This is a genomic window from Corynebacterium tuberculostearicum (genome assembly GCF_013408445.1).
GTDB classification, from domain to species: Bacteria; Actinomycetota; Actinomycetes; order Mycobacteriales; family Mycobacteriaceae; genus Corynebacterium; species Corynebacterium tuberculostearicum.
Window position 1 is genome coordinate 453,687 of sequence record NZ_JACBZL010000001.1, and the last position, 25,827, is coordinate 479,513.

General features: G+C 56.8%; 20 protein-coding genes and 3 rRNA genes. All 23 read left to right on the forward strand.

Going from position 1 to position 25,827, the window contains the following annotated elements:
• The first annotated feature begins 5 nt into the window (after nucleotides 1-5).
• The 23 genes from pheT to BJ985_RS02260 all read left to right on the forward strand — a co-directional run bounded on the left by pheT (nucleotide 6) and on the right by BJ985_RS02260 (nucleotide 25,827).
• Nucleotides 6-2,519 (forward strand): phenylalanine--tRNA ligase subunit beta, encoded by a 2,514-nt coding sequence (gene pheT, locus BJ985_RS02150; RefSeq protein WP_179386456.1) that lies wholly within the window; start codon nucleotides 6-8, stop codon nucleotides 2,517-2,519.
• 144 nt (nucleotides 2,520-2,663) lie between these two features.
• Nucleotides 2,664-2,990 carry an aminotransferase class III-fold pyridoxal phosphate-dependent enzyme gene (locus BJ985_RS02155; RefSeq protein WP_236587085.1) on the forward strand — a complete coding sequence of 109 codons (327 nt, stop codon included), beginning with the start codon at nucleotides 2,664-2,666 and terminating at the stop codon, nucleotides 2,988-2,990.
• Entirely contained in the window at nucleotides 2,987-3,907 is a 921-nt protein-coding gene (gene argF, locus BJ985_RS02160) for an ornithine carbamoyltransferase (RefSeq protein ID WP_179386458.1), read from the forward strand. The genes BJ985_RS02155 and argF overlap by 4 nt, the downstream gene beginning before the upstream one ends.
• A 3-nt stretch (nucleotides 3,908-3,910) precedes the next feature.
• Entirely contained in the window at nucleotides 3,911-4,393 is a 483-nt protein-coding gene (locus BJ985_RS02165; RefSeq protein WP_179386459.1) for an arginine repressor, read from the forward strand.
• An 81-nt stretch (nucleotides 4,394-4,474) separates the two neighbouring features.
• Nucleotides 4,475-5,695 (forward strand): argininosuccinate synthase, encoded by a 1,221-nt coding sequence (locus tag BJ985_RS02170; protein ID WP_179386460.1) that lies wholly within the window; start codon nucleotides 4,475-4,477, stop codon nucleotides 5,693-5,695.
• A 6-nt stretch (nucleotides 5,696-5,701) separates the two neighbouring features.
• Nucleotides 5,702-7,132, forward strand: a complete 1,431-nt coding sequence (gene argH, locus BJ985_RS02175; protein WP_179386461.1) for an argininosuccinate lyase — start codon at nucleotides 5,702-5,704, stop codon at nucleotides 7,130-7,132.
• A 219-nt stretch (nucleotides 7,133-7,351) separates the two neighbouring features.
• On the forward strand, nucleotides 7,352-8,869 hold the full coding sequence (locus BJ985_RS02180; protein WP_179386462.1) for an amino acid permease: 1,518 nt from the start codon (nucleotides 7,352-7,354) through the stop codon (nucleotides 8,867-8,869).
• Between the two features lie 12 nt (nucleotides 8,870-8,881).
• Nucleotides 8,882-9,919, forward strand: a complete 1,038-nt coding sequence (ocd, locus tag BJ985_RS02185) for an ornithine cyclodeaminase (protein WP_179386463.1) — start codon at nucleotides 8,882-8,884, stop codon at nucleotides 9,917-9,919.
• A 56-nt stretch (nucleotides 9,920-9,975) separates the two neighbouring features.
• Nucleotides 9,976-10,149 (forward strand): Trm112 family protein, encoded by a 174-nt coding sequence (locus BJ985_RS02190; RefSeq protein ID WP_005323252.1) that lies wholly within the window; start codon nucleotides 9,976-9,978, stop codon nucleotides 10,147-10,149.
• A gap of 23 nt (nucleotides 10,150-10,172) precedes the next feature.
• On the forward strand, nucleotides 10,173-11,432 hold the full coding sequence (gene tyrS, locus BJ985_RS02195; protein WP_179386464.1) for a tyrosine--tRNA ligase: 1,260 nt from the start codon (nucleotides 10,173-10,175) through the stop codon (nucleotides 11,430-11,432).
• A gap of 630 nt (nucleotides 11,433-12,062) precedes the next feature.
• Nucleotides 12,063-13,580 (forward strand): 16S ribosomal RNA (locus BJ985_RS02200).
• 450 nt (nucleotides 13,581-14,030) lie between these two features.
• Nucleotides 14,031-17,100: ribosomal RNA gene (locus tag BJ985_RS02205) — 23S ribosomal RNA — on the forward strand.
• A 128-nt stretch (nucleotides 17,101-17,228) separates the two neighbouring features.
• Nucleotides 17,229-17,346 (forward strand): 5S ribosomal RNA (gene rrf / locus BJ985_RS02210).
• Together the 16S, 23S and 5S rRNA genes form the textbook arrangement of a ribosomal RNA operon.
• A 211-nt stretch (nucleotides 17,347-17,557) precedes the next feature.
• A complete protein-coding gene (locus BJ985_RS02215; protein WP_179386465.1) occupies nucleotides 17,558-18,007 on the forward strand; it encodes a hypothetical protein in 450 nt (149 codons plus the stop codon).
• Nucleotides 18,008-18,009: 2 nt separating this feature from the next.
• Nucleotides 18,010-18,369: a hypothetical protein gene (locus BJ985_RS02220; RefSeq protein ID WP_179386466.1), complete on the forward strand. Its 360-nt coding sequence runs from the start codon at nucleotides 18,010-18,012 to the stop codon at nucleotides 18,367-18,369.
• 79 nt (nucleotides 18,370-18,448) lie between these two features.
• The gene (locus BJ985_RS02225) at nucleotides 18,449-19,258 is read left to right on the forward strand and encodes a tetratricopeptide repeat protein (protein ID WP_236587086.1); all 810 of its coding nucleotides are present in this window, start codon (nucleotides 18,449-18,451) and stop codon (nucleotides 19,256-19,258) included.
• Nucleotides 19,258-20,241, forward strand: coding sequence for an HAD-IIA family hydrolase (locus BJ985_RS02230; RefSeq protein WP_005329477.1), 984 nt, complete (start codon nucleotides 19,258-19,260; stop codon nucleotides 20,239-20,241). The genes BJ985_RS02225 and BJ985_RS02230 overlap by 1 nt, the downstream gene beginning before the upstream one ends.
• Complete coding sequence (locus BJ985_RS02235) at nucleotides 20,232-20,393, forward strand: hypothetical protein (RefSeq protein WP_005329480.1); 162 nt, start codon at nucleotides 20,232-20,234, stop codon at nucleotides 20,391-20,393. The genes BJ985_RS02230 and BJ985_RS02235 overlap by 10 nt, the downstream gene beginning before the upstream one ends.
• On the forward strand, nucleotides 20,393-21,199 hold the full coding sequence (locus BJ985_RS02240; RefSeq protein ID WP_005329481.1) for a TlyA family RNA methyltransferase: 807 nt from the start codon (nucleotides 20,393-20,395) through the stop codon (nucleotides 21,197-21,199). The genes BJ985_RS02235 and BJ985_RS02240 overlap by 1 nt, the downstream gene beginning before the upstream one ends.
• Nucleotides 21,196-22,080: an NAD kinase gene (locus BJ985_RS02245; RefSeq protein ID WP_005329485.1), complete on the forward strand. Its 885-nt coding sequence runs from the start codon at nucleotides 21,196-21,198 to the stop codon at nucleotides 22,078-22,080. The genes BJ985_RS02240 and BJ985_RS02245 overlap by 4 nt, the downstream gene beginning before the upstream one ends.
• Nucleotides 22,080-23,750 (forward strand): DNA repair protein RecN, encoded by a 1,671-nt coding sequence (gene recN, locus BJ985_RS02250; protein ID WP_179386467.1) that lies wholly within the window; start codon nucleotides 22,080-22,082, stop codon nucleotides 23,748-23,750. The genes BJ985_RS02245 and recN overlap by 1 nt, the downstream gene beginning before the upstream one ends.
• Nucleotides 23,751-23,769: 19 nt before the next feature.
• Nucleotides 23,770-24,921 (forward strand): putative cytokinetic ring protein SteA, encoded by a 1,152-nt coding sequence (gene steA / locus BJ985_RS02255; protein WP_034668711.1) that lies wholly within the window; start codon nucleotides 23,770-23,772, stop codon nucleotides 24,919-24,921.
• A gap of 3 nt (nucleotides 24,922-24,924) precedes the next feature.
• The gene (locus BJ985_RS02260; protein WP_179386468.1) at nucleotides 24,925-25,827 is read left to right on the forward strand and encodes a copper transporter; all 903 of its coding nucleotides are present in this window, start codon (nucleotides 24,925-24,927) and stop codon (nucleotides 25,825-25,827) included.

The window sequence follows — 25,827 nt, forward strand, 5'->3', positions numbered from 1 at the left end:
CACTAATGCTTATTTCCCAAGACTGGGTCACCCGCATCCTGGGCGCTAAGAACCCTGGTTGGAACGTTTCCGCTGCCGATATGGACTCCGGATTCGTGCGCGTCGGTTTTGAAACCGAGGGCTATGCTGCCGTTCCGGAGAGCACCGGTCCGCTGGTCATCGGCCAGGTGGTAGAGATCGAGGAACTTACGCAGTTCAAAAAGCCCATCCGCTACTGCCAGGTAAATGTAGGCCAGGCTAATGGCACGGGCGAGCTGCAGGGCATCATTTGCGGTGCTCGTAATTTCCGTTTGAATGACTATGTCGTTGTGGCGCTTCCGGGCTCGGAGCTTCCTGGCGGCTTCAAGATTGCGGCGCGCGAGACTTACGACCACATCTCTAATGGCATGCTGTGCTCTGGCGCTGAGCTCGGTTTGGGCGCACAGGCTAACGGAATCATCGTCTTGGGCGATGACGTCGCCGATAAGGTGGGCGAGGATGCTTGCCCGATTATTGGGCTGCATGATACTGACTTTGACGTCAACATCACCCCGGATCGCGGATACGCCCTGTCCGCGCGCGGTTTGAGCCGTGAGATCGCTTCGGCTTTCGACTTGGACTTTGCCGATATTGCCGAGGATCCGTCAGTCGCTGGCATTGATACCTCTGCTGTTCCAGCGGCGCAGGGCTCGCTTATCGACGTCACTCTCACCCCCGAGACCAAGGCGCAGCGTTTCGGGCTCCGCAAGGTCAGCGGCATCGACCCGCAGGCACGCACCCCGTTCTGGCTAGAGCGCGAGCTCATGCTCTGCGGCCAGCGCAGCGTAAACCTGCCCACGGACATTACTAACTATGTGATGTTGCTTTTGGGCGCCCCAATGCATGCCTTTGACGCCAACGTTATCCAAGGAAATCTCGTTGTCCGTAATGCGGACGAAGGCGAGAAGTTTGAGACCTTGGATCACGTAAAGCGGGAGCTTTCTGCAGAAGATGTGGTCATCTGCGATGACAACGGCATCCAGTCGCTAGCCGGTGTCATGGGCGGTACTACCTCAGAAACCTCGGCGGAGACCACTGATGTTGTCTTCGAATCCGCTATCTGGGATCCGATCACCGTGGCGCGCACCTCCCGCCGCCATAAGTTGTCGTCCGAGTCCTCCCGCCGCTTCGAGCGCGGCGTGGACCCTGCGATTGTCGAGGTCGCTCTAGACACCGCATGTGCGCTCTTGCAGCAGCTGGCGGGCGGCACCATTGAGGAAGGCCGGACGCTTATCGGGGACGTCGCCAAGCGCGAGCCCATTGCCCTGCGCACCGCAAAGGCTAGCGAGTATGCCGGCGTAGACTACTCCCGTGAGACCGTTATTTCCCGCCTCGAGGAAGTCGGCTGCACTGTCGCCGATGAGGGTGACATGCTGCAGGTAACGCCCGCTACGTGGCGCACCGATATCTCCATGGATGTAGACCTCATTGAGGAGGTCCTACGTCTGGAGGGCTTGGAGGACATTCCCACCGTCTTGCCTACTCCGGCCGGCGGTCGCGGTCTGACCCCAGCGCAGAAGCGTCGCCGCGCTATTGGTCACGGCCTCGCCTATGCCGGTTATGCAGAGGTATTGCCGGCCCCGTTCGTAGCGAACGACACCTTTGATGTGTGGGGCTTGGACAAGGATGATGCTCGCCGCCGCACCGTAGAGGTGCAGAATCCGCTTGAGGCAGATAAGGCCATCTTGTCCACGACTCTGCTTCCGAACATGCTGGAGGCCATCGGCCGCAATGTTGCGCGTGGCCGCAGCGACCTCGCCCTGTATGGTCTGCAGCAAGTGGCATTCAAGCGCGCCGCGGCATCGCCCATGCCTTCTGTCGAGCAGCGACCTTCCGAGCAGGTTGTTTCCGAACTTCTAGATACCCTTCCTGAGCAGCCGCTGCACGTTGCAACGGTGGCCACTGGCAATATTGAGCATGAGGGACCGTGGGGCGAGGGTCGCGCATATAGCTACGCCGACGCTATCGAATCCGCCCGCCAGGTCGCTCGCGCCGCCGGCGTGGATATCGAGCTGGAGGCAGCGAACGTTCTTCCCTGGCACCCAGGTCGTTGTGCTGCCGTGAAGGTGGCAGGCACTGATGTGGTTCTGGGCCATGCCGGTGAGCTTCACCCGCAGGTTCTGGAAGCGCTGAACCTGCCGGCGCGTACTTGCGCTATGGAGCTGGACGTTACCGCTATGCCATTGGAAGAGAAGTTTCCTGCACCGGTACTATCCTCCTTCCCAGCATTGCACCAGGACATCGCGCTCGTGGTGGATGAAGATGTCCCAGCAGAGCGCGTGCGCGCCACCGTGGAAGAGGGGGCGGGCGAACTCATCGAGTCCGTCGAGCTCTTCGACATTTTCCGTGGTGAGCAGTTGGGTGAGGGCAAGAAGTCCTTGGCCTTCCAGCTTCTGTTCCGTGCAGCGGACCGCACGTTGACCGATGAGGAAGTCAACGAGCACCGTACGGCGGCAGCGGAGCTGGCTAAGCAGCGCTTGGGCGCAGAGATGCGCGCATAGCTTTCCCAAAAAAGGGGCGGTGAGATTTAGCTCACCGCCCCTTTTTCATACATTTTTCCGCTCCTGACGAAGCTTTAACCAGGCATTTTTCTAAATTGTATGAATAACATACGGTCGAGTGTATTTATTGCTATAGTCACCCCTATGACGATTTCAGTAGCAATTGCAGGCGCCACCGGATACGTGGATGCGGAATTTCTTGCGGAAGTTACCCATAAGGGTGACTATCTGCGGCAAGAGATTGAAAAATTGCCGCTTGTAGAACGCGTACGCGGCCGCGGCCTGATGCTCGGCATTGTTTTAGCACAACCGGTGGCTAAGCAGGCCGTGCGCGACGGGCTTGCACAGGGGCTCATCCTCAACGCACCCAGTGAGAATGTACTCCGCCTTACCCCGCCCTTGGTTATTTCCCACGATGAACTAGACACAGCACTGACAACATTCCGGACGATAGTGGAGGAACTGGCATGAACCTGCGACACTTTCTGGCTGACGACGATCTCAGCCCACAAGAACAAGTAACCGTTTTGGACCTAGCTGAAAGGCTCAAGAAGGATCCCTTTGCGGAGCGCCCACTAGAGGGGCCTAAGACTGTGGCGGTGCTCTTTGATAAAACGTCTACGCGGACCCGCTTTTCCTTTGAAACCGCAGTAGCGAATATGGGCGGCAAGGGCATTACCGTCGATACTTCTACGACTCAGATGGGCAAAGGGGAGTCCTACCAAGATACGGCCGCGGTGCTTTCGCGGTACGTGGAGGCAATCGTGTGGCGCACCTTTGACCATGACAACCTCCTCCAGATGGCGGAGACTGCGACCGTTCCTCTGGTCAATGCGCTTTCCGACGACCTGCATCCCTGCCAGATTCTGGCTGACCTGCTAACCTGTCGCGAGAATTTGGGTGACCTCAAAGGTAAAAAGGCCGTCTACTTGGGCGATGGTGATAATAATATGGCTAACTCCTACATGATTGGTTTCGCCACGGCCGGCATGGACGTCTCTATTATCGCGCCCGAAGGATTCCAGCCGCGCCAGGAATTCGTCGACCGCGCGCGCAAGCGGGGCAACATCACCATTACTGATGACGTGGATGAAGTTGAAGGTGCAGACGTAGTCATCACCGATACTTGGATCTCTATGGGGCAGGAGAATGATGGCCGCGATAGGCGTACGCCGTTCCTGCCATATCAGGTTGATTCGACCATAATGAGCAAAGCGCATAAGGATGCAATATTCTTACATTGTTTGCCGGCGTACCGTGGAAATGAGGTCACGGCTGAGGTAATTGATGGACCACAGTCGTGCGTCTTTGATGAAGCGGAAAACCGCCTGCATGCGCAGAAAGCGCTTCTCGTCTGGTTGCTCGAAATAAATAAGGAGATCAACTAAGTAATGAACACCCCGACCACCCGCAATGCTCGGCAGGCCAAGATCTTGGAGATTTTGGATCGCAATCGCGTCACTAGCCAGGTGCAACTATCCGAGCTTCTTCTCGCAGACGGCATCGACATCACGCAAGCCACTTTGTCCCGTGACTTGGATGAGCTGGGGGCGAAGAAGGTAAAGCGCGATGGTGGCCGTTCCTACTACGTGGTCGGCGGTGAGCTGGAGCAATTTGAAGACCAGGTGGGCGGCCCCCGTGAAAAGCTGCGCCGCATGCTCGATGAGCTGGTGGTATCCCATGATTCTTCCGGCAATATAGCTATGCTGCGCACCCCAGCCGGCGCGGCCCAGTACCTTGCCAGCTTTATTGACAGGGTGGGGCTGCACGATGTCATCGGTTGCATCGCCGGAGATGACACCATCTTCGTCTTGGCGCGCGAGGGCGTCTCGGGTGCAGATCTGGCAGTGACACTTACCACGCGGAATATTTAGACGGTGGTGGTGGCAATTCCCACCACCAGCGTATATTATGTACTTAAATGAATTGTTTACAATAGAACAAGGAGCTTAACCATGTCCGCACGCGTAGTCTTGGCTTACTCTGGTGGGCTTGATACTTCCGTTGCCATCCCATACCTAGCAAAAATGACCGGTGGTGACGTTGTCGCCGTTTCCCTGGATTTGGGCCAGGGTGGCGAAGATATGGAATCGGTTCGCCAGCGTGCACTTGACTGCGGTGCCGTAGAGTCCATCGTTATCGATGCCAAGGATGAGTTTGCAGAGGAATACTGCGTTCCCACCATCAAGGCAAACGGCATGTACATGAAGCAGTACCCGCTGGTATCGGCTATTTCTCGTCCCCTCATTACCAAGCACTTGGTGAAAGCGGCGCAGGAATTCGGCGGAACCCACGTCTCTCATGGCTGCACCGGCAAGGGTAATGACCAGGTACGCTTTGAGGTTTCCTTCCGCGCCCAGGATCCTTCCCTTGAAATCATCGCCCCTGCACGCGATTATGCGTGGACCCGCGATAAGGCCATCGCCTTCGCGGAAGAGATCAACCTGCCGATCGAGCAGTCCGCTTCCTCGCCATTTTCTATCGATCAGAACCTGTGGGGCCGCGCGGTAGAGACCGGTTTCCTTGAAGATCTGTGGAACCCGCCAACAAAGGATCTTTACGCCTATACCGAGGACCCAGGCCTGGGTAATGCCCCGGATGAAATCATCATCTCCTTTGAGAAGGGCATCCCGGTGGCAGTCGATGGCCAGAAGATGTCCCCGCTGCAGATTATTGAAGAGGTCAACCGCCGCGCCGGTGCGCAGGGCATTGGCCGTCTGGATATGGTGGAGGACCGCTTGGTAGGCATTAAGTCCCGTGAGGTCTATGAGGCTCCGGGCGCCATGGTCCTCATCCAGGCCCACGCGGCGCTGGAGGATGTCACCGTGGAGCGCGAGTTGGCTCGCTACAAGCGCTTGACCGATGCCCGCTGGTCCGAGGAGGTCTACGACGGCCTCTGGCACTCGCCGCTGAAGCGTTCCTTGGATGCTTTCGTTGAGGAGTCCCAGGAAAACGTCACCGGCGATATCCGCCTGAGCATGCATGCCGGTACCGCCACGGTCACCGGTCGCCGTTCCGGCCAGTCGCTGTACTCCTTTGACCTGGCTACTTATGACACTGGCGATACCTTCGACCAGACCGCAGCTAAGGGCTTTGTGCAGCTGCACGGCCTGTCCACCCAGATCTCCAACCAGCGCGACCGCGACGGCGGTTTCCCCACCAGCGCGCAGAAGTAGGAGCACATGGAACCGCATAAGACTAATGAGGGTGCCCTTTGGGGTGGCCGCTTCTCCGGCGGCCCGTCTGAGGCAATGTTTGCCCTCTCTGTATCCACTCACTTTGATTGGGTGCTGGCGCCATATGACGTACTAGCCTCCAAGGCGCATGCCAAGGTGCTGCACAAAGCGGGCCTGCTTTCCGACGTCGACTTGGACACCATGCTCTCCGGCCTCACCGAGCTAGGGGAGAAGGTGGCCTCCGGTGAGTTCCGCCCAGCACCAACGGACGAAGACGTCCACGGTGCGATGGAGCGCGGGCTCATCGAGATTGTAGGCCCAGAGGTAGGCGGTCGCCTGCGCGCTGGTCGTTCCCGTAATGACCAGGTCGCGACCCTGTTTCGCATGTGGGTACGTGATGCCATTCGCGATACCGCGGCTCAGGTGAGTGACTTGGTGGATGCCTTGGCTGATCAGGCAGCAGCACATCCGGACGCCATTATGCCGGGCAAAACTCACTCGCAGGCGGCACAGCCAATTCTGCTGGCGCACGAGCTTTTGGGGCATGCACAGCCACTTCTGCGCGATATTGAGCGTCTGCAGGACCTGGATAAGCGCTTGGCTGTATCGCCCTACGGTTCTGGCGCTCTAGCCGGTTCCTCCTTGCAGCTAGATCCGGAAGCCATTGCGGAGGAACTCGGCTTTGATGCCGCCGCGGAGAACTCCTTGGATGGCACTGCGGCTCGTGACTTCGCCTCCGAGACGGCTTTCGTCTTGGCGCAGATTGCCGTCGACATGTCCCGACTTTCGGAAGAAATTATCTACTGGTGCACGCCGGAATACGGCTACGTCACCCTGGATGATGCATGGTCGACCGGCTCGTCCATCATGCCGCAAAAGAAGAATCCGGACGTTCCGGAGCTTACCCGCGGCAAGACTGGACGCCTTATCGGTAACCTCACTGGCCTCCTGTCTACGCTGAAGGCACAGCCGCTGGCCTATAACCGCGACCTGCAGGAAGATAAGGAGCCCATCGTTGATTCGGTGGCGCAGCTTAACCTGCTGCTGCCGGCAATGACCGGACTGGTGTCCACGCTGACTTTCCACGAGGACCGCATGCGCGAACTTGCCCCGCGCGGGTTCACGTTGGCTACCGACTTGGCCGAATGGATGGTTCGCCAAGGCGTTCCTTTCCGCGAGGCGCACGAAGCGTCCGGCGCCTGCGTGCGCATCGCTGAGGAGCGGGGAGTTGACCTAGTGGAGCTCACCGATGAGGAGTTGGCGGGCGTCGACAAGCGGCTGAAGCCTAGCGTCCGTGAAGTGCTCACTATCGACGGGGCAGTGGCCTCTCGTGCCACCAAGGGCGGCACCGCTGGTGTCCGCGTGGCTGAGCAGCGCGAGACTGTCCGCCAGCGTGCCGCGGCTGCTCGCACGTGGGCGCAGAAGCCGCTGCGCTAGTTCTCGGTGCGCTTTAAGAACCGCATGGTCTACGGCCATGCGGTTCTTTTTTGTCTCGCTGCGGGGGTGGGAGATTGACCCCCATTCCCAACCTGTCAACTGGGTTGTTGAACACAGTGGGGGTAGTGGTGACATGGGTAACAGTGTGGTGCGTTAGTATTCTTGCAGGGAATGTGACCTAACAGACTCATTCACCGTAATGAAAGGACGATCTCTCCTATGACAGTAAATTCTCCGCCCACCCCAGCTGGGCCACACGAGAATGAAAAGGCGGTCTACGCCTCGGAAGACCATGGCTTGCAAAAGGGAATGGGCAATCGCCAGTTGCAGATGATTGCCATCGGTTCCGCAATCGGTACCGGCCTTCTCCTGGGCACCGGCGGCCGCCTGCAGGACGCAGGCCCCTTCCTCGCCGTGCTGTACCTCGTATGTGGCTTCTTCGGCTACATCATCTTGCGCTCACTTGGCGAGCTCATCGTCTATCGCCCCAGCTCCGGCTCCTTCGTGTCTTATGCTCGCGAGTTTTATGGCGAGAAGACCGCTTTCGTCACCGGTTGGTTGTACTGGGGAAACTGGGCCATGACTCTAGTGGCGGATGGCACGGCCGTCGCCATTTACATCAAATGGTTTAGCCAATACACCGCGTGGCTCGATTCCGTCCCGCAGTGGCTACTTGCGCTCGTGGTCATCTGCGGCATCCTCGTATTTAATATGCTCTCGGTGAAGATCTTCGGCGAGCTGGAGTACTGGTTCTCCTTGATTAAGATCGTCGCGCTGATCATCTTCATGTTGGTAGCCATCGGCGTCCTCATCTTTGGCCACCCGAGTGGCGACCCGACCGGCTTTAGTCTCATTTCTGACACCGGCGGCTGGTTACCTAATGGCTTGATGCCAGCCGTGATCGTCGTCCAGGGCGTCGTCTTCGCCTATGCCGGCATTGAGCTCGTTGGTACCACCTCCGGCGAGACCAAGAATGTAGAAAAGCACATTCCGCGTGCAGTCAACAACGTGCTGCTGCGCATCCTGATTTTCTACTTCGGCTCCGTGCTGCTGCTCACGCTCGTGCTGCCGTACACCGACTACGTCGCTGATGTTTCCCCATTCGTGACCTTCTTTGAGTCCCTTGGCGTAGGAGCGGCAGCGCCGATTTTCCAGCTTGTCGTTATCACCGCTGCGATTTCCTCGCTCAACGCCGGCCTGTATTCCACCGGCCGCATTATGTACAACATGTCCACTTCCGGCTCCGGCCCGAAGTTCGGCGCTCGCATGTCCAAGTCTGGCGTGCCCTACGGCGGCATCGTCATGGCGGCCATGGTGGGCTTGGTAGGCGTCTTCCTCAATTATGTGGTGCCGGAGATGGCGTTTGAAATCGTGCTCAACCTGGCAGCCTTGGGCACATTGGCGTCCTGGGCGGCAGTTGCGCTCTCACACCTCAAGTTTGTGCGCCTGGCCAAGAGCGGAAGCTACACCCGACCGGGATACCGCTCGCCGTTTGGCGAAGGCGGAGACTGGGCAGTGCTCATCTTCATTGGCCTAGTCATTATCTTGATGGCCTTTGATTATCCAATCGGCACCTTTGCACTTGCATCGACCCTGCTCCTCGTTCCGGTCTTTATGGCAATGTGGTACGCATGGCGCGACCGCATTCGCGCCATCGCGGAAGAGAGGAAGGCCAAGCACCTGCCAACCTCCAGCTTCCCGGCTGCACCGCAAACAGACCTTCACCCAAAGAAATAGAAAGGAACTTTTATGAACCACGCAGTTAAGTTCGTAGATGTAGAGAATATGGCGCGCTGGATTCAACGCGAAGGCGTAGAAAACATCATTACCGGAATGGTTGACTACCTCGAGGCCGACTACCGCGAGTGGGAGCGCTTTGACAAGATTCCGCGCGTTGCCTCCCACACCCCGTTCGGCGTTATCGAGCTCATGCCTACCTCCAATGGCAAGGAGTACTCCTTCAAGTACGTCAACGGTCACCCATCCAACCCTGCTCGCGGCTTCCAGACCGTTACTGCCTTTGGCGTGCTTGCCGACGTCGACAATGGTTACCCCACCTTCGAGGCCGAGATGACGCTGCTTACCGCACTGCGTACCGCCGCGACCTCCGCCATGGTGGCAAAGCACTTGGCACGCAAGGACTCCAAGCGCATGGCCATGGTTGGTGCGGGCTCCCAGTCCGAGTTCCAGGCGCTTGGCTTCCGCGGCGTTATGGGAATTGAGGACATTACCATCTATGACATCGACCCTGAGGCGGTAGAAAAGTTCAAGCGCAACTTGGAGCCACTGGGCTTTAATATCACTGCTTGTTCCAGCGTCGACGAGGCGGTTTTGGGTGCAGACATCATCACCACCTGTACCGCAGACAAGGCTCAGAACCAGATTCTGGCTGAGCGCCACGTCGCCCCGGGCGTCCACCTCAATGCCGTTGGCGGTGACTGCCCGGGCAAGACCGAGCTGGAGAGCTCCATCCTGGACAAGGCCAAGGTCTTCGTAGAGTTCCCAGAGCAGACCCGCATCGAAGGTGAAATCCAGCAGAAGCCGGAAGACTTCCCGGTTGTCGAGTTCTACCAGGTGCTCACCGGTCAGGCCACCGGCCGCGATGATGACGAGCAGATCACGCTTTTCGACGATGTCGGATTCGCTATCAACGACTTCTCCGCCCTGCGTTACCTGCGCGATTCCGTCAAGGGCACCGACTTGGAGTCCGAGATCGACATCATCGCCAACCCGGATGACCCGAAGGATCTCTTCTCCCTGGTTGCAAACGTTCCATCCCTGCTCTAAGTCGAAGGTGGGGTAGAGGGATCCAACTTCTTCCTCTACCCGCTAAGATAAGACGCATGAGTCTTGACCCGAAGTTGCTAGAGGTCCTTGTCTGCCCGCAAGACAAGGGCCCTTTGACATATCTGGAAGATAAACAGGTCCTCGTCAACGAGCGGCTGGGCATTGCCTATCCCATTGAGGATGACATCCCAGTCATGCTTGTAGACCACGCCCAGAAATGGCCAGCTTAACTTCGACTTTTAGAAAGACCCCCATGAATATCATCGATGAACTGCAATGGCGCGGACTGATCAATCAGTCCACCGATCTTGAGGCCCTGCGCGAGGCATGTGAGAACCCCATCGCGCTGTACTGTGGGTTCGACCCCACGGGCGACTCCCTCCATGCAGGCCACTTGGTCCCACTTATCATGCTGCGCCGCTTCCAAAACGCCGGCCACCACCCAATCGCATTGGCGGGTGGCGCAACTGGCTTTATTGGTGATCCGCGCGACGTCGGCGAGCGCTCCATGCTGAGCGAGGAAGACTTGGCCCATAACCTCGAGGCCATCAAGGGGCAGCTGCGTCGGTTCATCGATTTCGACGGCGAGCAGGCTGCCACCATGGTCAACAACGCCGATTGGACCATGAACATGTCCGTCATCGACTTTTTGCGTGACGTAGGAAAGAACTTCTCCCTTAATACGATGCTGGATCGCGATACCGTCAAGCGGCGCCTCGAGGGCGACGGCATTTCCTACACCGAGTTTTCCTACATGCTCCTGCAGTCCAATGACTTCGTGCAGCTCCGGCGCGAGCGCGATTGCGTATTGCAGATCGGCGGCGGTGATCAGTGGGGCAACATCGTCTCTGGCGTCGACCTTAACCGTCGTATCGATGGCGCCAAGGTACATGGCCTTACGGTGCCGCTGGTTACCGACGCCTCCGGACAGAAGTTCGGCAAGTCCACTGGCGGCGGAAAGCTTTGGCTCGATCCGGAGAAAACTTCCGCATACTCCTGGTACCAGTACTTCCTCAATGCAGGAGACTCTGTAGTCATCGACTACCTGCGCTGGTTCACCTTCCTGACGCAGGAGGAAATCGCCGAATACGAGCGTGCGGTAGAAGAAGAGCCTTATAAGCGCACCGCTCAGCGCCGCCTGGCGCAAGAGATGACCGATCTGGTTCACGGTGAAGAGGCAACCAAGGCTGTCGAGCTTGCCGCTCAGGCGCTATTCGGCAAGGCCGAACTTTCCGAGCTGGATGAGAAGACCCTTGCCGGCGCGCTCTCTGAAACCACTGTCGCCGAAGTTGCCGCCGGCGAACCGCGCACCATTGTCGACCTGCTGGTAGCTAGCGGCTTGGCCGATTCCAAGGGTGCTGCCCGCCGCACCATTAAGGAAGGCGGTGCCTATGTGAATAACCAGCGTATCGAATCAGCAGAGTGGGAGCCGTCTGCAGAAGACCTCCTGCATGGCAGCTGGCTGGTGCTGCGCCGAGGCAAGAAGAACTTCGCTGGCGCTAAGTTGAGCTAAAAAGCTGTAGATGACGTCCGTTCCATTTGTTGGAAGGGCGTCATTTTTCATTTTTGTACGCTGTCCTGCGGGTTTGTGTTGTTTGGCGGAGTTGGACTACATTAATCCAAGTCGCCGCGAGGTAGCCGGGAGGTTACTTCCTAGCGAATTTTGTACGGACTTGGTTCAATGATTTGACAGGGTTCATTGAGTTGAGTAAGTTTGTACGAGCCGCCAACGAGAGGTTAACGGTAGGTTAATTTTTTGTGGTGTGTGGATGATGTTTGAGAACTCAATAGTGTGCCAATGTACTTTTTATTTTTTGTGTGCATGGTTGTGTGTTGATTGGTTTGTCTGCCAATAGACCTAGGTGGTTTGTTGGTTGGTGTGTGCCGGTTGGGTATGTGAAACGCGTACCTATTTGAATGCTGTTTGGTGTTTCGGCTGCATTGAGATGGATTGGTTGGCATGTGATTGTGTTCAACTTTTTTGGTTTCCTTATTTTTGACCCCGTCGGGTTGAGGGAACTGTATTTTTTCTTTGTAGTAATTTTTTGGACGCCAGCACAGGCTTTTGTGGTTTGTGGTGGTTTGTTCTTTTGTTGGGTTTCGGGCTTTTCACGGCCTGTTTCGGATTTGTTCTGAAATTTTTTTTGTGGAGAGTTTGATCCTGGCTCAGGACGAACGCTGGCGGCGTGCTTAACACATGCAAGTCGAACGGAAAGGCCCTGCTTGCAGGGTACTCGAGTGGCGAACGGGTGAGTAACACGTGGGTGATCTGCCCTGCACTTCGGGATAAGCCTGGGAAACTGGGTCTAATACCGGATAGGAGCCATTTTTAGTGTGATGGTTGGAAAGTTTTTTCGGTGTAGGATGAGCTCGCGGCCTATCAGCTTGTTGGTGGGGTAATGGCCTACCAAGGCGGCGACGGGTAGCCGGCCTGAGAGGGTGGACGGCCACATTGGGACTGAGATACGGCCCAGACTCCTACGGGAGGCAGCAGTGGGGAATATTGCACAATGGGCGCAAGCCTGATGCAGCGACGCCGCGTGGGGGATGACGGCCTTCGGGTTGTAAACTCCTTTCGCTAGGGACGAAGCTTTTTGTGACGGTACCTAGATAAGAAGCACCGGCTAACTACGTGCCAGCAGCCGCGGTAATACGTAGGGTGCGAGCGTTGTCCGGAATTACTGGGCGTAAAGGGCTCGTAGGTGGTTTGTCGCGTCGTCTGTGAAATTCCGGGGCTTAACTCCGGGCGTGCAGGCGATACGGGCATAACTTGAGTACTGTAGGGGTAACTGGAATTCCTGGTGTAGCGGTGAAATGCGCAGATATCAGGAGGAACACCGATGGCGAAGGCAGGTTACTGGGCAGTTACTGACGCTGAGGAGCGAAAGCATGGGTAGCGAACAGGATTAGATACCCTGGTAGTCCATGCCGTAAACGGTGGGCGCTAGGTGTGAGGGTCTTTTCACGACTTTCGTGCCGTAGCTAACGCATTAAGCGCCCCGCCTGGGGAGTACGGCCGCAAGGCTAAAACTCAAAGGAATTGACGGGGGCCCGCACAAGCGGCGGAGCATGTGGATTAATTCGATGCAACGCGAAGAACCTTACCTGGGCTTGACATACACCGGATCGGGCTAGAGATAGTCTTTCCCTTTGTGGCTGGTGTACAGGTGGTGCATGGTTGTCGTCAGCTCGTGTCGTGAGATGTTGGGTTAAGTCCCGCAACGAGCGCAACCCTTGTCTTATGTTGCCAGCATTTGGTTGGGGACTCATGAGAGACTGCCGGGGTCAACTCGGAGGAAGGTGGGGATGACGTCAAATCATCATGCCCCTTATGTCCAGGGCTTCACACATGCTACAATGGTCGGTACAACGCGCAGCGACACTGTGAGGTGGAGCGAATCGCTGAAAGCCGGCCTTAGTTCGGATTGGGGTCTGCAACTCGACCCCATGAAGTCGGAGTCGCTAGTAATCGCAGATCAGCAATGCTGCGGTGAATACGTTCCCGGGCCTTGTACACACCGCCCGTCACGTCATGAAAGTTGGTAACACCCGAAGCCGGTGGCCCAAACTTGTTAGGGAGCCGTCGAAGGTGGGATCGGCGATTGGGACGAAGTCGTAACAAGGTACCCGTACCGGAAGGTGCGGGTGGATCACCTCCTTTCTAAGGAGCTTTTATTTTTCGGGTGCAGTTGCACCCTTGGTTGGTTGAGTATGCGAGTGTCATACTGCCAACTTTTATTATTGAAAATTGTCCGGGTGAAACACACACCTGATGAGACAAGACCAAGTGTTTGAATGGCGCTTTGTGACACACGTTGTCCATGCACAGTTGAACAAGAAATAATGTTGTTTGTATGTTGGTGCATTGTTGGGTGTCTGGGGCATTATCCCCTTTTTTGTGCCTGACCATAAGGCTTGTTGACACGGTTCGTGTTGGCAGGGTGTGGTTGGGGTGTTGTGTGAGAACTGTATAGTGGACGCGAGCATTAAACACAGATGAATGGGCCGTGTGGTTTGTTTGTGTGTGTTTGTGTGATTTCTTTTTTCTTTAATCAATTTTTTGTCAAGTTCACTTGTGTGGCCACCCGCATGTTTGTGTGTGGTGGTTTGTGTGTTCGTTATTAAGGGCGCATGGTGGATGCCTTGGCATGCTGAGCCGATGAAGGACGTGAAAGGCTGCGTTAAGCCTCGGGGAGTTGTCAATTAAGCGTTGATCCGAGGATGTCCGAATGGGGAAACCTGGCCCTGGTTATGTGGGGTTACCCTTCAGTGAATTCATAGCTGTTGTGGGGGTTTACGCGGGGAAGTGAAACATCTCAGTACCCGTAGGAGGAGAAAATAATAATGATTCTGCTAGTAGTGGCGAACGAACGTGGATGAGGCTAAACCGTGTGCATGTGATACCTGGTAGGGGTTGTGTGTGCGGTGTTGTGGGCCCCAATTGACGGTGACTACCATCATCGTGCTCGTGTGTTGTTGTTAGGTGAAGTGGTTTGGAATGGCCTGCCGGAGAAGGTGAGAGTCCTGTAGTTGAAGACAATGGCATGTGGGTTGTTGGGTTGCCCGAGTAGCAGCGGGCTCGTGGAATCTGCTGTGAATCTGCCGGGACCACCCGGTAAGCCTAAATACTCAGTGTGACCGATAGTGTATGAGTACCGTGAGGGAATGGTGAAAAGTACCCCGGGAGGGGAGTGAAATAGTTCCTGAAACCATGTGCTTACAATCCGTCAGAGCACCGTGTGTGTGTGTGATGGCGTGCCTTTTGAAGAATGAGCCTGCGAGTCAGCGGCATGTCGCGAGGTTAACCCGTGTGGGGTAGCCGTAGGGAAACCGAATCCTAATGGGGTGCAAAGTGGCATGTCCTGGACCCGAAGCGGGGTGATCTACCCATGGCCAGTGTGAAGCAGCTGTAAGAGGTTGTGGAGGCGCGAACCCACGTAGGTTGAAAACTGCGGGGATGAGCTGTGGGTAGGGGTGAAAGGCCAATCAAACTCCGTGATAGCTGGTTCTCCCCGAAATGCATTTAGGTGCAGCGTCGTATTATAGCTTGGTGGAGGTAGAGCGACTGGTTGGTTGAGCGGGACTACAATCTTAGCAATGTCAGCCAAACTCCGAATGCCACTAATTGTGTTGTACGGCAGTGAGACTGTGGGGGATAAGCTTCATAGTCGAGAGGGAAACAGCCCAGATCGCCGGTTAAGGCCCCTAAGGGTGTACTAAGTGGAAAAGGATGTGGGATCGCGAAGACAGCCAGGAGGTTGGCTTAGAAGCAGCCATCCTTGAAAGAGTGCGTAATAGCTCACTGGTCGAGTGGTTCTGCGCCGACAATGTAGTGGGGCTCAAGTACACCGCCGAAGCCGCGGCAAACATTTTTTGTTTGGGTAGGGGAGCGTCGTGCATGGGTTGAAGCGTTACCGTAAGGAGGCGTGGACTGTGTGCGAGTGAGAATGCAGGCATGAGTAACGAATTGATAGGTGAGAATCCTATCCGCCGGATGACTAAGGGTTCCTGGGTCAAGTTCGTCTTCCCAGGGTGAGTCGGGACCTAAGGCGAGGCCGACAGGCGTAGTCGATGGATAACCAGTTGATATTCTGGTACCCGTACATGCGCGCCCATGATAAAGCACTGATACTAACCACCGCGGATGCACTGCTAGTCTTCTTTGAAGACTGGTGGTGCTGATGTCGTGGGGCCTGATGTGTGGTTCAAGTGATGGGGTGACGCAGTGAGGTAGCCACGCCACTTATTGGATTGGTGGTGTAAGCGTGCAGATCGTGTGGTAGGTAAATCCGCCACACATTTGGTTGAGACGTGATGCGTAGACCCACAAGGGTTGATGGTGGTGATCCTGTACTGTCGAGAAAAGCCTCTAGCGATGTGTGTGTATGGCCCGTACCCTAAACCGACACAGGTAGTCAGGTTGAAAATACTAAGGCGTTCGGGTGAACTGTGGTTAAGGAATTCGGCAAAATGCCCCCGTAACTTCGGGAGAAGGGGGGCCTCACGACGTGAAGGTCTTTACGGCTGGAAGCGTTGTGGGGTCGCAGAGAATAGAGGGAAGCGACTGTTTATCAAAAACACAGGTCCATGCGAAGACGTTAAGTTGATGTATATGGACTGACGCCTGCCCGGTGCTGGAAGGTTAAGAGGACCGGTTAGTAGTCTTTGACTGCGAAGCTGAGAATTTAAGCCCCAGTAAACGGCGGTGGTAACTATAACCATCCTAAGGTAGCGAAATTCCTTGTCGGGTAAGTTCCGACCTGCACGAATGGCGTAACGACTTCTCTGCTGTCTCAACCACAGGCCCGGTGAAATTGCACTACGAGTAAAGATGCTCGTTACGCGCGGCAGGACGAAAAGACCCCGGGACCTTCACTATAGCTTGGTATTGGTGTTTGGTTCGGTTTGTGTAGGATAGGTGGGAGACTTGGAAGCTATCACGCTAGTGGTGGTGGAGTCGTTGTTGAAATACCACTCTGATCGGATTGAGCATCTAACCTTGGCCCATGATCTGGGTTGGGGACAGTGCCTGGTGGGTAGTTTAACTGGGGCGGTTGCCTCCCAAAATGTAACGGAGGCGCCCAAAGGTTCCCTCAGCCTGGTTGGCAATCAGGTGGTGAGTGTAAGTGCACAAGGGAGCTTGACTGTGAGACAGACATGTCGAGCAGGGACGAAAGTCGGGACTAGTGATCCGGCACCTACTTGTGGATGTGGTGTCGCTCAACGGATAAAAGGTACCCCGGGGATAACAGGCTGATCTTCCCCAAGAGTCCATATCGACGGGATGGTTTGGCACCTCGATGTCGGCTCGTCGCATCCTGGGGCTGGAGTAGGTCCCAAGGGTTGGGCTGTTCGCCCATTAAAGCGGCACGCGAGCTGGGTTCAGAACGTCGTGAGACAGTTCGGTCTCTATCCGCCGCGCGCGTTGAAACTTGAAGAAAGCTGTCCCTAGTACGAGAGGACCGGGACGGACGTACCTCTAGTGTGCCAGTTATCCCGCCAGGGGTATCGCTGGTTGGCTACGTACGGAAGGGATAACCGCTGAAAGCATCTAAGCGGGAAGCCTGTTTTAAGATGAGGTTTCGTTAAGGTCCCCTAAAGACGATAGGGTAGATAGGCCAGACCTGGAAGCACTGTAAGGTGTGAAGGCTACTGGTACTAATTGACCACAACAAACACCAACACACATTGGTGTAACTCAACAAAAAAGTAAGAAGAAGAAACAGTCACTGTCGTGACCGCGTCCACTATGCAGTATCTGACACAACACCCGAAAGCACACCTAAGGGTTGGAATGCTTCGTATGTTTGTCGGTGGTCAATAGCTGCAGGGAAACGCCCGGTCCCATTCCGAACCCGGAAGCTAAGCCTGCACACGCTGATGGTACTGCAACCGGGAGGTTGTGGGAGAGTAAGTCACCGCCGACACCAAACAAAACAAACAACAAAATACCGTAATGATGAAGCCGTAGAAGACAGCGCACCACTAAGTGCCAAAGCCTCTACGGCTTCATTTGTCGTTTTACCGCGATTGTCTGTGAGGCCATCTTGAAGGCTATTCCGAATGGTGTCCTGAAGAGCAAACTTTTTCATTGCATCTTCGCTACACTTATCCACTCAATAGTTTGGGAGGAAACTCATGTGGTTCGACGGCTATCATCGGCAGTTTGGAAAACGCCTAGAAGAGTTTCACGCGGTTGCGATTCCTTCGATGCTCGCGGAGCTATCGCCGGAGCAGGAAGAACAAGTCACCCAGGGCTCTAAAGAGTTTCCGTTCGACGCGGTGCTAGACGTCTTAAATTCCAAGGACAGCTACGAAGACAAGGTGTCCCGAATACTGGCTATCAGCGGTACATGGATGAATGCTGCTTCCGGTAGCCAGTGGGCTCTAGGCCCATTGAGCAGCACAGCTTACTCTGAACGGGTAGGCATAGGCGTTAGATGGGGTGAGATTGCATTCTCACCACTATTGAATGTCGCAGAGAACCTTATTGATGCGTATCCGACTTGGCCGGGTGTGCTCAAGGAATTCGCTGACAAGCAAGAATTTAACCGTGACTATTTTTCGCAGCGGCTTAAGGAGATTTAGCGGTGTCTTCTTTCTCTTCTGAAAGACCGTTAGATGTTTCTGGAACTAGGGTCTTATTCGGTATCGGCACTGCGCTGCCGGGATCTTTGCTCTTGTCTATTTCGTGTGAAGGTGGCAGTGAGGGCTGGTGGGACGCTGCGACTGGCGCGGTCTTGATTCTGATCGCAGTGATTCTTCTCGGTTGGGCTGCATTGAGGAAGGCGGTGCGTCGTCAAGCGCTGTGGGGCCTGCTATTTGTTGTCTACGGGGCTCTAGGCGCGCTACTTGTTCCTGGTGGTAGCATCCGGTTCGTCACGGTGTGCCTCTGGGTTGGTTTGATGAGTAATGTTTGGGTAGCGCTGCGGCAGCCCGTCAGGATCTAAATTCCGGCTTTTGGTTTGCGGGTTGTAGAATAGGGCCGGTATTTCTGTGCTAGTTCCAACCAAGAAAGGGTAGGGCTGAATGTCGGAGCGCAATCACAATGGGCGAGGCGGACGTGACCGTAAGCCACGCAATAACAAGGGCCGTGATTTTAAGGGCGATTCCCGGAAGAAGAAGTCTTTTTCGCCGCAGCGCTCCGGTTACCGTGAGGAACGCATTAACCGTCGCATGAGTGACCCAGACATCCCGGCAGAGGTAGATGTCAACGACCTGGACCCGATGGTGCTGCAGGACCTGAAGTCGCTATCGAAGGAGAACTCCGAGGCCGTCGCTAAGCATATGATCATGGCTGCGACGTGGATGGAAGATGATCCTAAGCTCGCATTGCGGCATGCGCGTGCCGCCAAGGACCGCGCTGGCCGCGTCGCAATTGCTCGTGAGGTCAATGGCATTGCTGCGTATCGTGCGGGCGAGTGGAAGGAAGCCCTTGCTGAGCTGCGTGCCGCGCGACGCATTTCCGGTGGCCCCGGAATGCTTGCAGTAATGGCTGATTGCGAGCGCGGTTTGGGCCGCCCGGAGAAGGCGCTGGAGCTAGGTCGTGCGGAGGAAGCATCGGAACTTGATGAAGAGTCCAAGATTGAGCTGGCGATTGTTCTGGCCGGCGCCCGCCTAGACATGGGGCAAGCCGAGTCCGCGGTTGTCACCATTCAGCGCGCACATCCTGATCGCGATGCCCGCGGGGTAAGCGCGTGCCGTCTTGCTTATGCCTACGGTAATGCTCTGCTTGAAGCAGGCCGAAAGGACGAGGCTCGGGACTGGTTTGAGCACGCAGTTTCTATTGATGAAGGCGACTGGACTGATGCTGCCGAGCGCCTTGAGGAGTGCAAGTAGTGACGGTTCTCAGCAAGCACGACGCTCTTCTTCTTGATCTCGATGGCACTGTGTGGGAAGGCGGTCGCCCGCTTTCTAACGTGGTGGACGTCATCAACACCTGCGGAGTGCCGGCAGTGTATGTGACCAACAATGCTTCGCGCAGCCCACAGGCAGTGGCGAAGATGCTAGCGGACATCGGTCTCACCGCGGGTACGGAACAGATCGTTACCTCTGCGCAAGCGGTTCTACAACTAGCAGCCGAAGAGGTCCCAGCTGGGGCAAAGCTGCTTATCATCGGTGCCGATTCCCTCCGTGACTTGGCCCGGGAGATGGGCTTCAAGGTAGTCTCCAGCGCCGATGACAAGCCTGCTGCCGTTGTGCAAGGCTTTGACCGCTCGGTTGGCTGGGAACACTTGACTGAAGGTGCCTTGGCCATCCGCCAGGGAGCCAAGTTCTTTGCCTCTAACCTTGATACCTCTCTGCCAATTGAGAGAGGTCTTGCTGTGGGAAATGGTTCTCTGGTTGCTGCCATCCAGTCAGCCACTGGTGTAGAGCCGGTATCTGCTGGCAAGCCTGAGCCGGCCATGTTTACTTTTGCCGCAAAGCAAATCGGCGCGAAGAAGCCACTTGCTGTGGGCGACCGTCTGGATACTGATATTGCAGGTGGCAACTCTGCAGCAATGGATACCTTCCATGTGCTCACCGGCGTTTCTGGTGAGTTGGAGCTGATTGAGGCACCCGTGGAGGCACGCCCTAACTTTATCGGCGCAGGAATGCACGAGCTGGCCCTTCCTGTCTCTGTCGCTCGTCCTGGAGCACAGGGTGGATTTACGGCGCGGTGCGATGGCCATGACCTTCTGCTCGAGGGCGGCGACGAAAAGTCTACCTCCGTTCAGGCATTGCGCACCGTGTTGGAAGTTGCATGGGCCATGCCGTCGCCGCCGCGCTATATTCAGCCGCGTAGCGAGCGTGCGGAAAAGGTTGTTGCGCAATGGCGGTAAAGCCGCACGACTTTCGAGCCGTCAAGGAGCCGGCAGAGATCGATGCGGAAGTAGCGGAGATCCTTGGAGAAGATGCAGCGGATTTGGCCGCTGAAGTAGAACAGCTTGATCGCGCTCACAATGTGCTGCGCGATGCATTGCAGGAGAATTAATGCCCCCACAACGTCGTAGGTTAGATGCGGAGCTGGTGCGCCGAAAGATTGCGCGGTCACGTGAGCAGGCTCGGGAGATGATTAAATCTGGCCGTGTCACGGTTGGTGGCTTCAAGGCGCAAAAGCCGGCGTCGATTGTAGAGCCCGAGGTTTCCATCAAGGTAGAGGAAGCCGAAGAAGACAAGTGGGCTTCACGTGGCGCCCACAAGCTTTTGGGCGCCTTGGCGGCGTTCGACGTTGACATGAACGGTCGCATCCTCGATGCCGGCGCTTCTACCGGTGGCTTTACGGACGTGTGCTTGGAATATGGTGCGCAGGAAGTGCTGTCTGTCGACGTGGGCTATGGGCAGCTGCTCTGGCGCCTGCAAAACGATGACCGCGTAACCGTTTTAGACCGCACCAATATCCGGAATTTAACGCTGGAGCTTACCGACGGCCCCTGCGACGGCATGGTAGGTGACTTGTCCTTCATTTCCCTCCGCTTGGTATTGCCGGCCATTGTGGATTGCCTGAAGGACGGCGCTTGGTTGTTGCCTATGGTGAAGCCTCAGTTTGAAGTGGGCAAAGAGCGCCTTGGAAGCGGTGGCGTGGTTCGTTCACCGGAGCTGCGCAAAGAAGTAACCAAGGAAGTCGCTGAATTTGCGTTGTCGCTGGGGCTTAGTATGCATGGGGCTGTGGCATCACCGCTGCCTGGGCCAAGCGGCAATGTGGAGTACTTCCTGTGGCTGAAAAAGGACGGCCAGTCCACAGATCCGGCTAAAGTGGAAGAAATGATTGACCGCGCAGTCGAGGAAGGCCCGCAATGACACGTGAGATCCTGTTGGTGCCTCATGCCAACCGCCAGCAGAACCTGGAAGCGACCTCGCGTGCGGCAGAGCTTTTGCAAGATGCGGGAATTACCGTACGAGTGTGCGCGGACGAAAAGGTACTGCCGGGATTGAAGCATGTACCTCACACCGAAGATGCGGCCGCGGGCTGCGAATTGGTACTGGTTTTAGGCGGCGATGGAACCTTCCTCCGCGCCGCCGACATGGCGCGTGCCGTAGATATTCCGGTGCTTGGCATCAACCTAGGACACGTGGGATTCCTCGCCGAGTGGGAGGTCGAGTCCCTCGACCAGGCCTTGGTGCGCGTGATTGAAAAACGCTACCGCATTGAAGATCGCCTCACCATTGATGTGTCCATCTTTGATGAGGAGGGAACCCTTCTTAATCGCAGCTGGGCTTTGAATGAGGCTTCGGTAGAAAACCAAAACCGCTCCGGCGTGCTAGATGCAATCTTGGAAGTCGACCGCCGGCCAGTGTCGTCCTTTGGCTGCGATGGGGTGCTGATTTCCACGCCCACTGGATCGACCGCCTATGCGTTTTCCGCAGGTGGTCCGGTGTTGTGGCCCTCTCTGGATGCAATCTTGGTAGTGCCGAATAATGCGCATGCGCTGTTTACCAAGCCATTGGTTGTATCGCCCAATTCTTTAGTAGCCGTCGAATCGACGATGCGCACGACTCCCGCCACCGTGATATTAGATGGCTTCCGCGAATTTGCGATGCCAGCAGGGGCACGTGTGGAAGTAGTGCGAGGCGAGCGTCCGGTGCGGTGGGTACGCTTGGATGACCAACCTTTTACTGACCGTTTAGTCTCGAAGCTGCGCCTGCCCGTAGAAGGGTGGCGCGGGCCGAAGGAGAAGTAGTGCTCGTCGATATTTCCATTAATGATCTTGGCGTCATTAGCCAGAGCTCTGCGGAACTATCCGCGGGCCTTACCGTGCTTACCGGTGAAACCGGTGCGGGTAAGACCATGGTGGTTACTGGTTTAAGGCTCTTAGCCGGTGGTCGCGCGGACGCCTCTCGAGTGCGCGATGGCGCGAAGAAGGCTGCAGTGGAGGGGCACTTTTCTTCGTCGAAAGAATCCATCCGTGAGTTGGTGGAGTCGGTCGGCGGCGATGCTGACGAAAATGGCGAGTATATCGTTTCACGCACGGTCTCTGCCGCCGGAAGATCGCGGGCCTATTTAGGCGGCCGTGCGGTGCCGGCTGCAACTCTGGGCGATTTCGCGCGCGAGCTTATAACGGTCCACGGGCAAAATGATCAGCTGCGTTTGCTCGCGCCCGAGGAACAACTGGGTGCGGTAGACCGTGCGGATCCGAAATTGGCGCGTGTGCGAGAGCGCTATACCGAGGCCTTCAAAGAGTGGCGCAGCCTTGCCAAGGACTATAAGCGGCGCACGGAGCAGCGCCGCGAGCTGGCGCAAGAGGTTGACCGCCTGCAATTCGCTGTCGATGAGATCGATGGCATCGCCCCAGAACCCGGCGAGGATGAAGAACTGGTGCAGCTGGTTCGCAAGCTGCAAGACGTCGATGGGCTGCGCGAGTCCGCGGAAGTTGCGTTGGCTTCCATCGACGGCACCGAGGAACTGGAAGAGGCTGCCTCGGCACTGCTAGGCCGGGCGGTTTCTGCCTTGGCGGGGTCCACCGATAAGGAACTGGCGGCCTTGGGCGAACGGCTCAGCGAGATCTCGACGCAGTTGGGCGATATCTCCGGCGAGCTCGGTGGGTATCTAGCCGGGCTGCCGGCGGAGCCACACCTGTTGGAAAAGTCCCTCCAGCGGCAGCAGGAATTGCGCACGTTGACCAGGAAATACGCCGGGGATATTGATGGCGTGCTCGCCTGGCGCAATGAGGCAGCGGCAAAACTGGAGTCCATGGATACCTCCACAGAAGCCCTGGAGGAGCTGAAAAAGCAGGTCAAAGACGCTGAATCGGTGATGATTGAGCGGGCAGGGGAGCTGACAAGGGGGCGTCGGAAAGCGGCGAAGGCCTTGGGCGAGCAGGTAACGCAGGAGCTCCACGGCTTGGCCATGCCGAATTCGACCTTGACGGTCGAGCTTACGCAGGCGAAATATTCTAAGTCCGGCGCAGACGCGGCCGAGCTGCAGTTGAATGGTAAGCCGATTGCCTCTGCTGCCTCGGGCGGCGAGCTTTCCCGTGTCATGCTGGCCTTGGAAGTCGTGCTGGCGGACGAGGACGGCGCCACCTTGGTCTTCGATGAGGTCGATGCCGGCGTGGGCGGGCGCGCAGCGGTAGAAATCGGCCGCCGCCTGGCGCGCTTGGCGGTGCATAATCAAGTGATTGTGGTAACGCACCTGCCGCAGGTGGCCGCGTACGCGGATGCGCACCTACACGTATCGAAGGAGAAATTTACCTCTGGCGTGGCCGAGCTGTCACAGGAGGAGCGCGTAGAGGAATTGGCTCGCATGCTGGCGGGGTTGGACGATACCGAGACCGGCCGCGCGCACGCGCAGGAGCTTTTTGACCGCGCACAGGAAGAAGCTTCCGCGCGCCTCACCCACTCGAAACCATAATCACGCCACAATAGGGCCCATGGCTCTGTTTTCCCGTAACCCCGAGCAGCCTGGTGCACTGCGCGATTGCACTCCAGGCGCTAAGGGGATGAAAAAGTTTAGTGAAGGCGACGTCGCCGTAATTGATGCGGCCAATATCTCTCGCCACGAGGCTCAGACCCTCGTAGACCTTAAGCCCTCCGCAGTCATTAACGTGGCGGAATTTTCTACCGGCACGGTCCCTAATTATGGCCCGCACATGTTGCTTGACGCCGACATTACCCTCCTTGAAGGCGTTGGCCAGTCCTTTGTTTCCGAGTTCAAAGAAGGCAAGAAGGCGCGTATCGGGGAGGACGGCACCGTCTTTAGCGGCGATAAGGCGCTCGGTACCGGCCGCGTGGTAACCCGTGAGCGAGCAGAAAAGAACTTCACCGCGGCGCAGGGCGCACTGATTGACCACATGGAATCCTTCTTTGGCAATTCCATCGATTTCATTAACTCGGAGGGGCCTCTGCTTATCGACGGACTCGGCGTCCCCGCCTCCGGCTCCGAAATCGCCGGCCGCAAGGTTGTCCTCTTTTCGCCTACCGATAGGCACCGCGAACAGCTCAAGCAGCTGCGCAACTTTATCCGCGAGTATGAGCCGCTGCTGATTGCAGTGGGAGCAGCAGCAGATTCCTTGCTGGCTCAAGGGTATAAGCCGGATTTCATTATTGGGGATCCCAATAGCGTGAGCGATGAAGCTCTGCGTTGCGGCGCCCGCGTAATCGTTCCTGCGGACCCGGAAGGTGAGGTAGAAGGCCTCGACCGCATTCAGGACCTGGGCATCGGTGCGATGACCTTCCCCGCAGCAACGCATTCCGGTACCGACTTGGGCCTGCTCTTTGCCGATTACCACGGCGCGGACCTCATCGTGCAGGCCGGCGGTGGGGTAGACCTCGATGACATCTTTGCTGACCGCACCAACCCCTCGGCCGTGCTGTCCCGCCTCAAGGCCGGTACCAAGGTGGTTGACGCTGATGCGGTGATCAATCTCTATAGTGCGCCTTCCTCCAACCTCGGCTGGCTGTGGGCAGTACTGGGAATCCTCGTTGCCATTGCGGCGGTCATCCTCATCGTCGGCTTCGGCGGCAGCCAAGACTTTGCTAGCAACCTTAGCGAAACCTGGTCTAGCCTCTTTGGGGGCGCATAAGGCATGGCAAAGACTGAGCTTGTAGCAGGCTTGGGCTTCGGCGCGGCCGTGGGCGTAGCCTTAGGTGCCTTGGTGATCGCGCCGAACCTGACCACCAGCATGGCAGACGACGATCCGATCCGCGAGGAGCACCGCAAGGTGGTCCAAGACAATAAGATTCTGCAGACCCAAAATGACGCCAGTGACAAGATCGTGGCCGATTCTGGGGCGGAAATGGTTGATGGAGCCTTGTCGCAGCGCCCAGTGCTCATTGTGACCACCGATGACGCCAACGGCGGAGACGTGGACGCGATCCGGAAGCTCTTGAAGTCTTCCGATGCCACCGAGGCCGGCGAGATTAAGCTGACCAAAGACTTCTTGCGCCCCGAAACTAAGGACAAGCTGCTTCCCATCTTGAAAGATACTGCGCCTAAAAAGGCAGATATCAAGGACTTGGATTCGGCCGGAGCCCTTGGTGGTGAGGTGCTAGGCACTGCGCTGTCTATGGATCCTGAGAGCACGAAGCCTTTGGCCTCGGTAGACGAGCGTGCAGACGTGCTCCATAAGCTGCGCGACGAGGGCTTTATTGATTACGAAGATGGAACCATCGTTCCTGCCCAGGCCATTATCGTGGTCTCTGGCAATGGCCTGCGTGGTTACCCGTCCAGCGCGCTGGCGGAATTTGCCACCGGGTTGGATGATGTCAATGGGTCCGTGGTGTTAAGCGGGCGCACCAAGCAGACTCAAGATGATAAGGCGCTAGCCCAGGTGCGGGATCAGGACGCGGAGCTGTCTACGGTCGATAGCACCGAACGGGCAGTGGAGCGCATTGCGGTCATTCTGGCCACCCAGGAACAACTTGATGGTGGCCAGGGCGACTATGGCGCCACCGAAACTGCTGACTCCGCCTTGCCGGGAAAGGAATAG

What these genes read in the sequence shown, in the direction of transcription:
- BJ985_RS02155 (WP_236587085.1), top strand. Translation starts at nt 2,664, where the DNA reads ATGACGATTTCAGTAGCAATTGCAGGCGCCACCGGATACGTGGATGCG.
- BJ985_RS02235 (WP_005329480.1), top strand. Translation starts at nt 20,232, where the DNA reads ATGGCGGTAAAGCCGCACGACTTTCGAGCCGTCAAGGAGCCGGCAGAG.
- BJ985_RS02165 (WP_179386459.1), top strand. Translation starts at nt 3,911, where the DNA reads ATGAACACCCCGACCACCCGCAATGCTCGGCAGGCCAAGATCTTGGAG.
- tyrS (WP_179386464.1), top strand. Translation starts at nt 10,173, where the DNA reads ATGAATATCATCGATGAACTGCAATGGCGCGGACTGATCAATCAGTCC.
- steA (WP_034668711.1), top strand. Translation starts at nt 23,770, where the DNA reads ATGGCTCTGTTTTCCCGTAACCCCGAGCAGCCTGGTGCACTGCGCGAT.
- BJ985_RS02225 (WP_236587086.1), top strand. Translation starts at nt 18,449, where the DNA reads ATGTCGGAGCGCAATCACAATGGGCGAGGCGGACGTGACCGTAAGCCA.
- argF (WP_179386458.1), top strand. Translation starts at nt 2,987, where the DNA reads ATGAACCTGCGACACTTTCTGGCTGACGACGATCTCAGCCCACAAGAA.
- BJ985_RS02180 (WP_179386462.1), top strand. Translation starts at nt 7,352, where the DNA reads ATGACAGTAAATTCTCCGCCCACCCCAGCTGGGCCACACGAGAATGAA.
- BJ985_RS02245 (WP_005329485.1), top strand. Translation starts at nt 21,196, where the DNA reads ATGACACGTGAGATCCTGTTGGTGCCTCATGCCAACCGCCAGCAGAAC.
- pheT (WP_179386456.1), top strand. Translation starts at nt 6, where the DNA reads ATGCTTATTTCCCAAGACTGGGTCACCCGCATCCTGGGCGCTAAGAAC.
- ocd (WP_179386463.1), top strand. Translation starts at nt 8,882, where the DNA reads ATGAACCACGCAGTTAAGTTCGTAGATGTAGAGAATATGGCGCGCTGG.
- BJ985_RS02170 (WP_179386460.1), top strand. Translation starts at nt 4,475, where the DNA reads ATGTCCGCACGCGTAGTCTTGGCTTACTCTGGTGGGCTTGATACTTCC.
- BJ985_RS02190 (WP_005323252.1), top strand. Translation starts at nt 9,976, where the DNA reads ATGAGTCTTGACCCGAAGTTGCTAGAGGTCCTTGTCTGCCCGCAAGAC.
- BJ985_RS02260 (WP_179386468.1), top strand. Translation starts at nt 24,925, where the DNA reads ATGGCAAAGACTGAGCTTGTAGCAGGCTTGGGCTTCGGCGCGGCCGTG.
- argH (WP_179386461.1), top strand. Translation starts at nt 5,702, where the DNA reads ATGGAACCGCATAAGACTAATGAGGGTGCCCTTTGGGGTGGCCGCTTC.
- BJ985_RS02215 (WP_179386465.1), top strand. Translation starts at nt 17,558, where the DNA reads ATGTGGTTCGACGGCTATCATCGGCAGTTTGGAAAACGCCTAGAAGAG.
- BJ985_RS02240 (WP_005329481.1), top strand. Translation starts at nt 20,393, where the DNA reads ATGCCCCCACAACGTCGTAGGTTAGATGCGGAGCTGGTGCGCCGAAAG.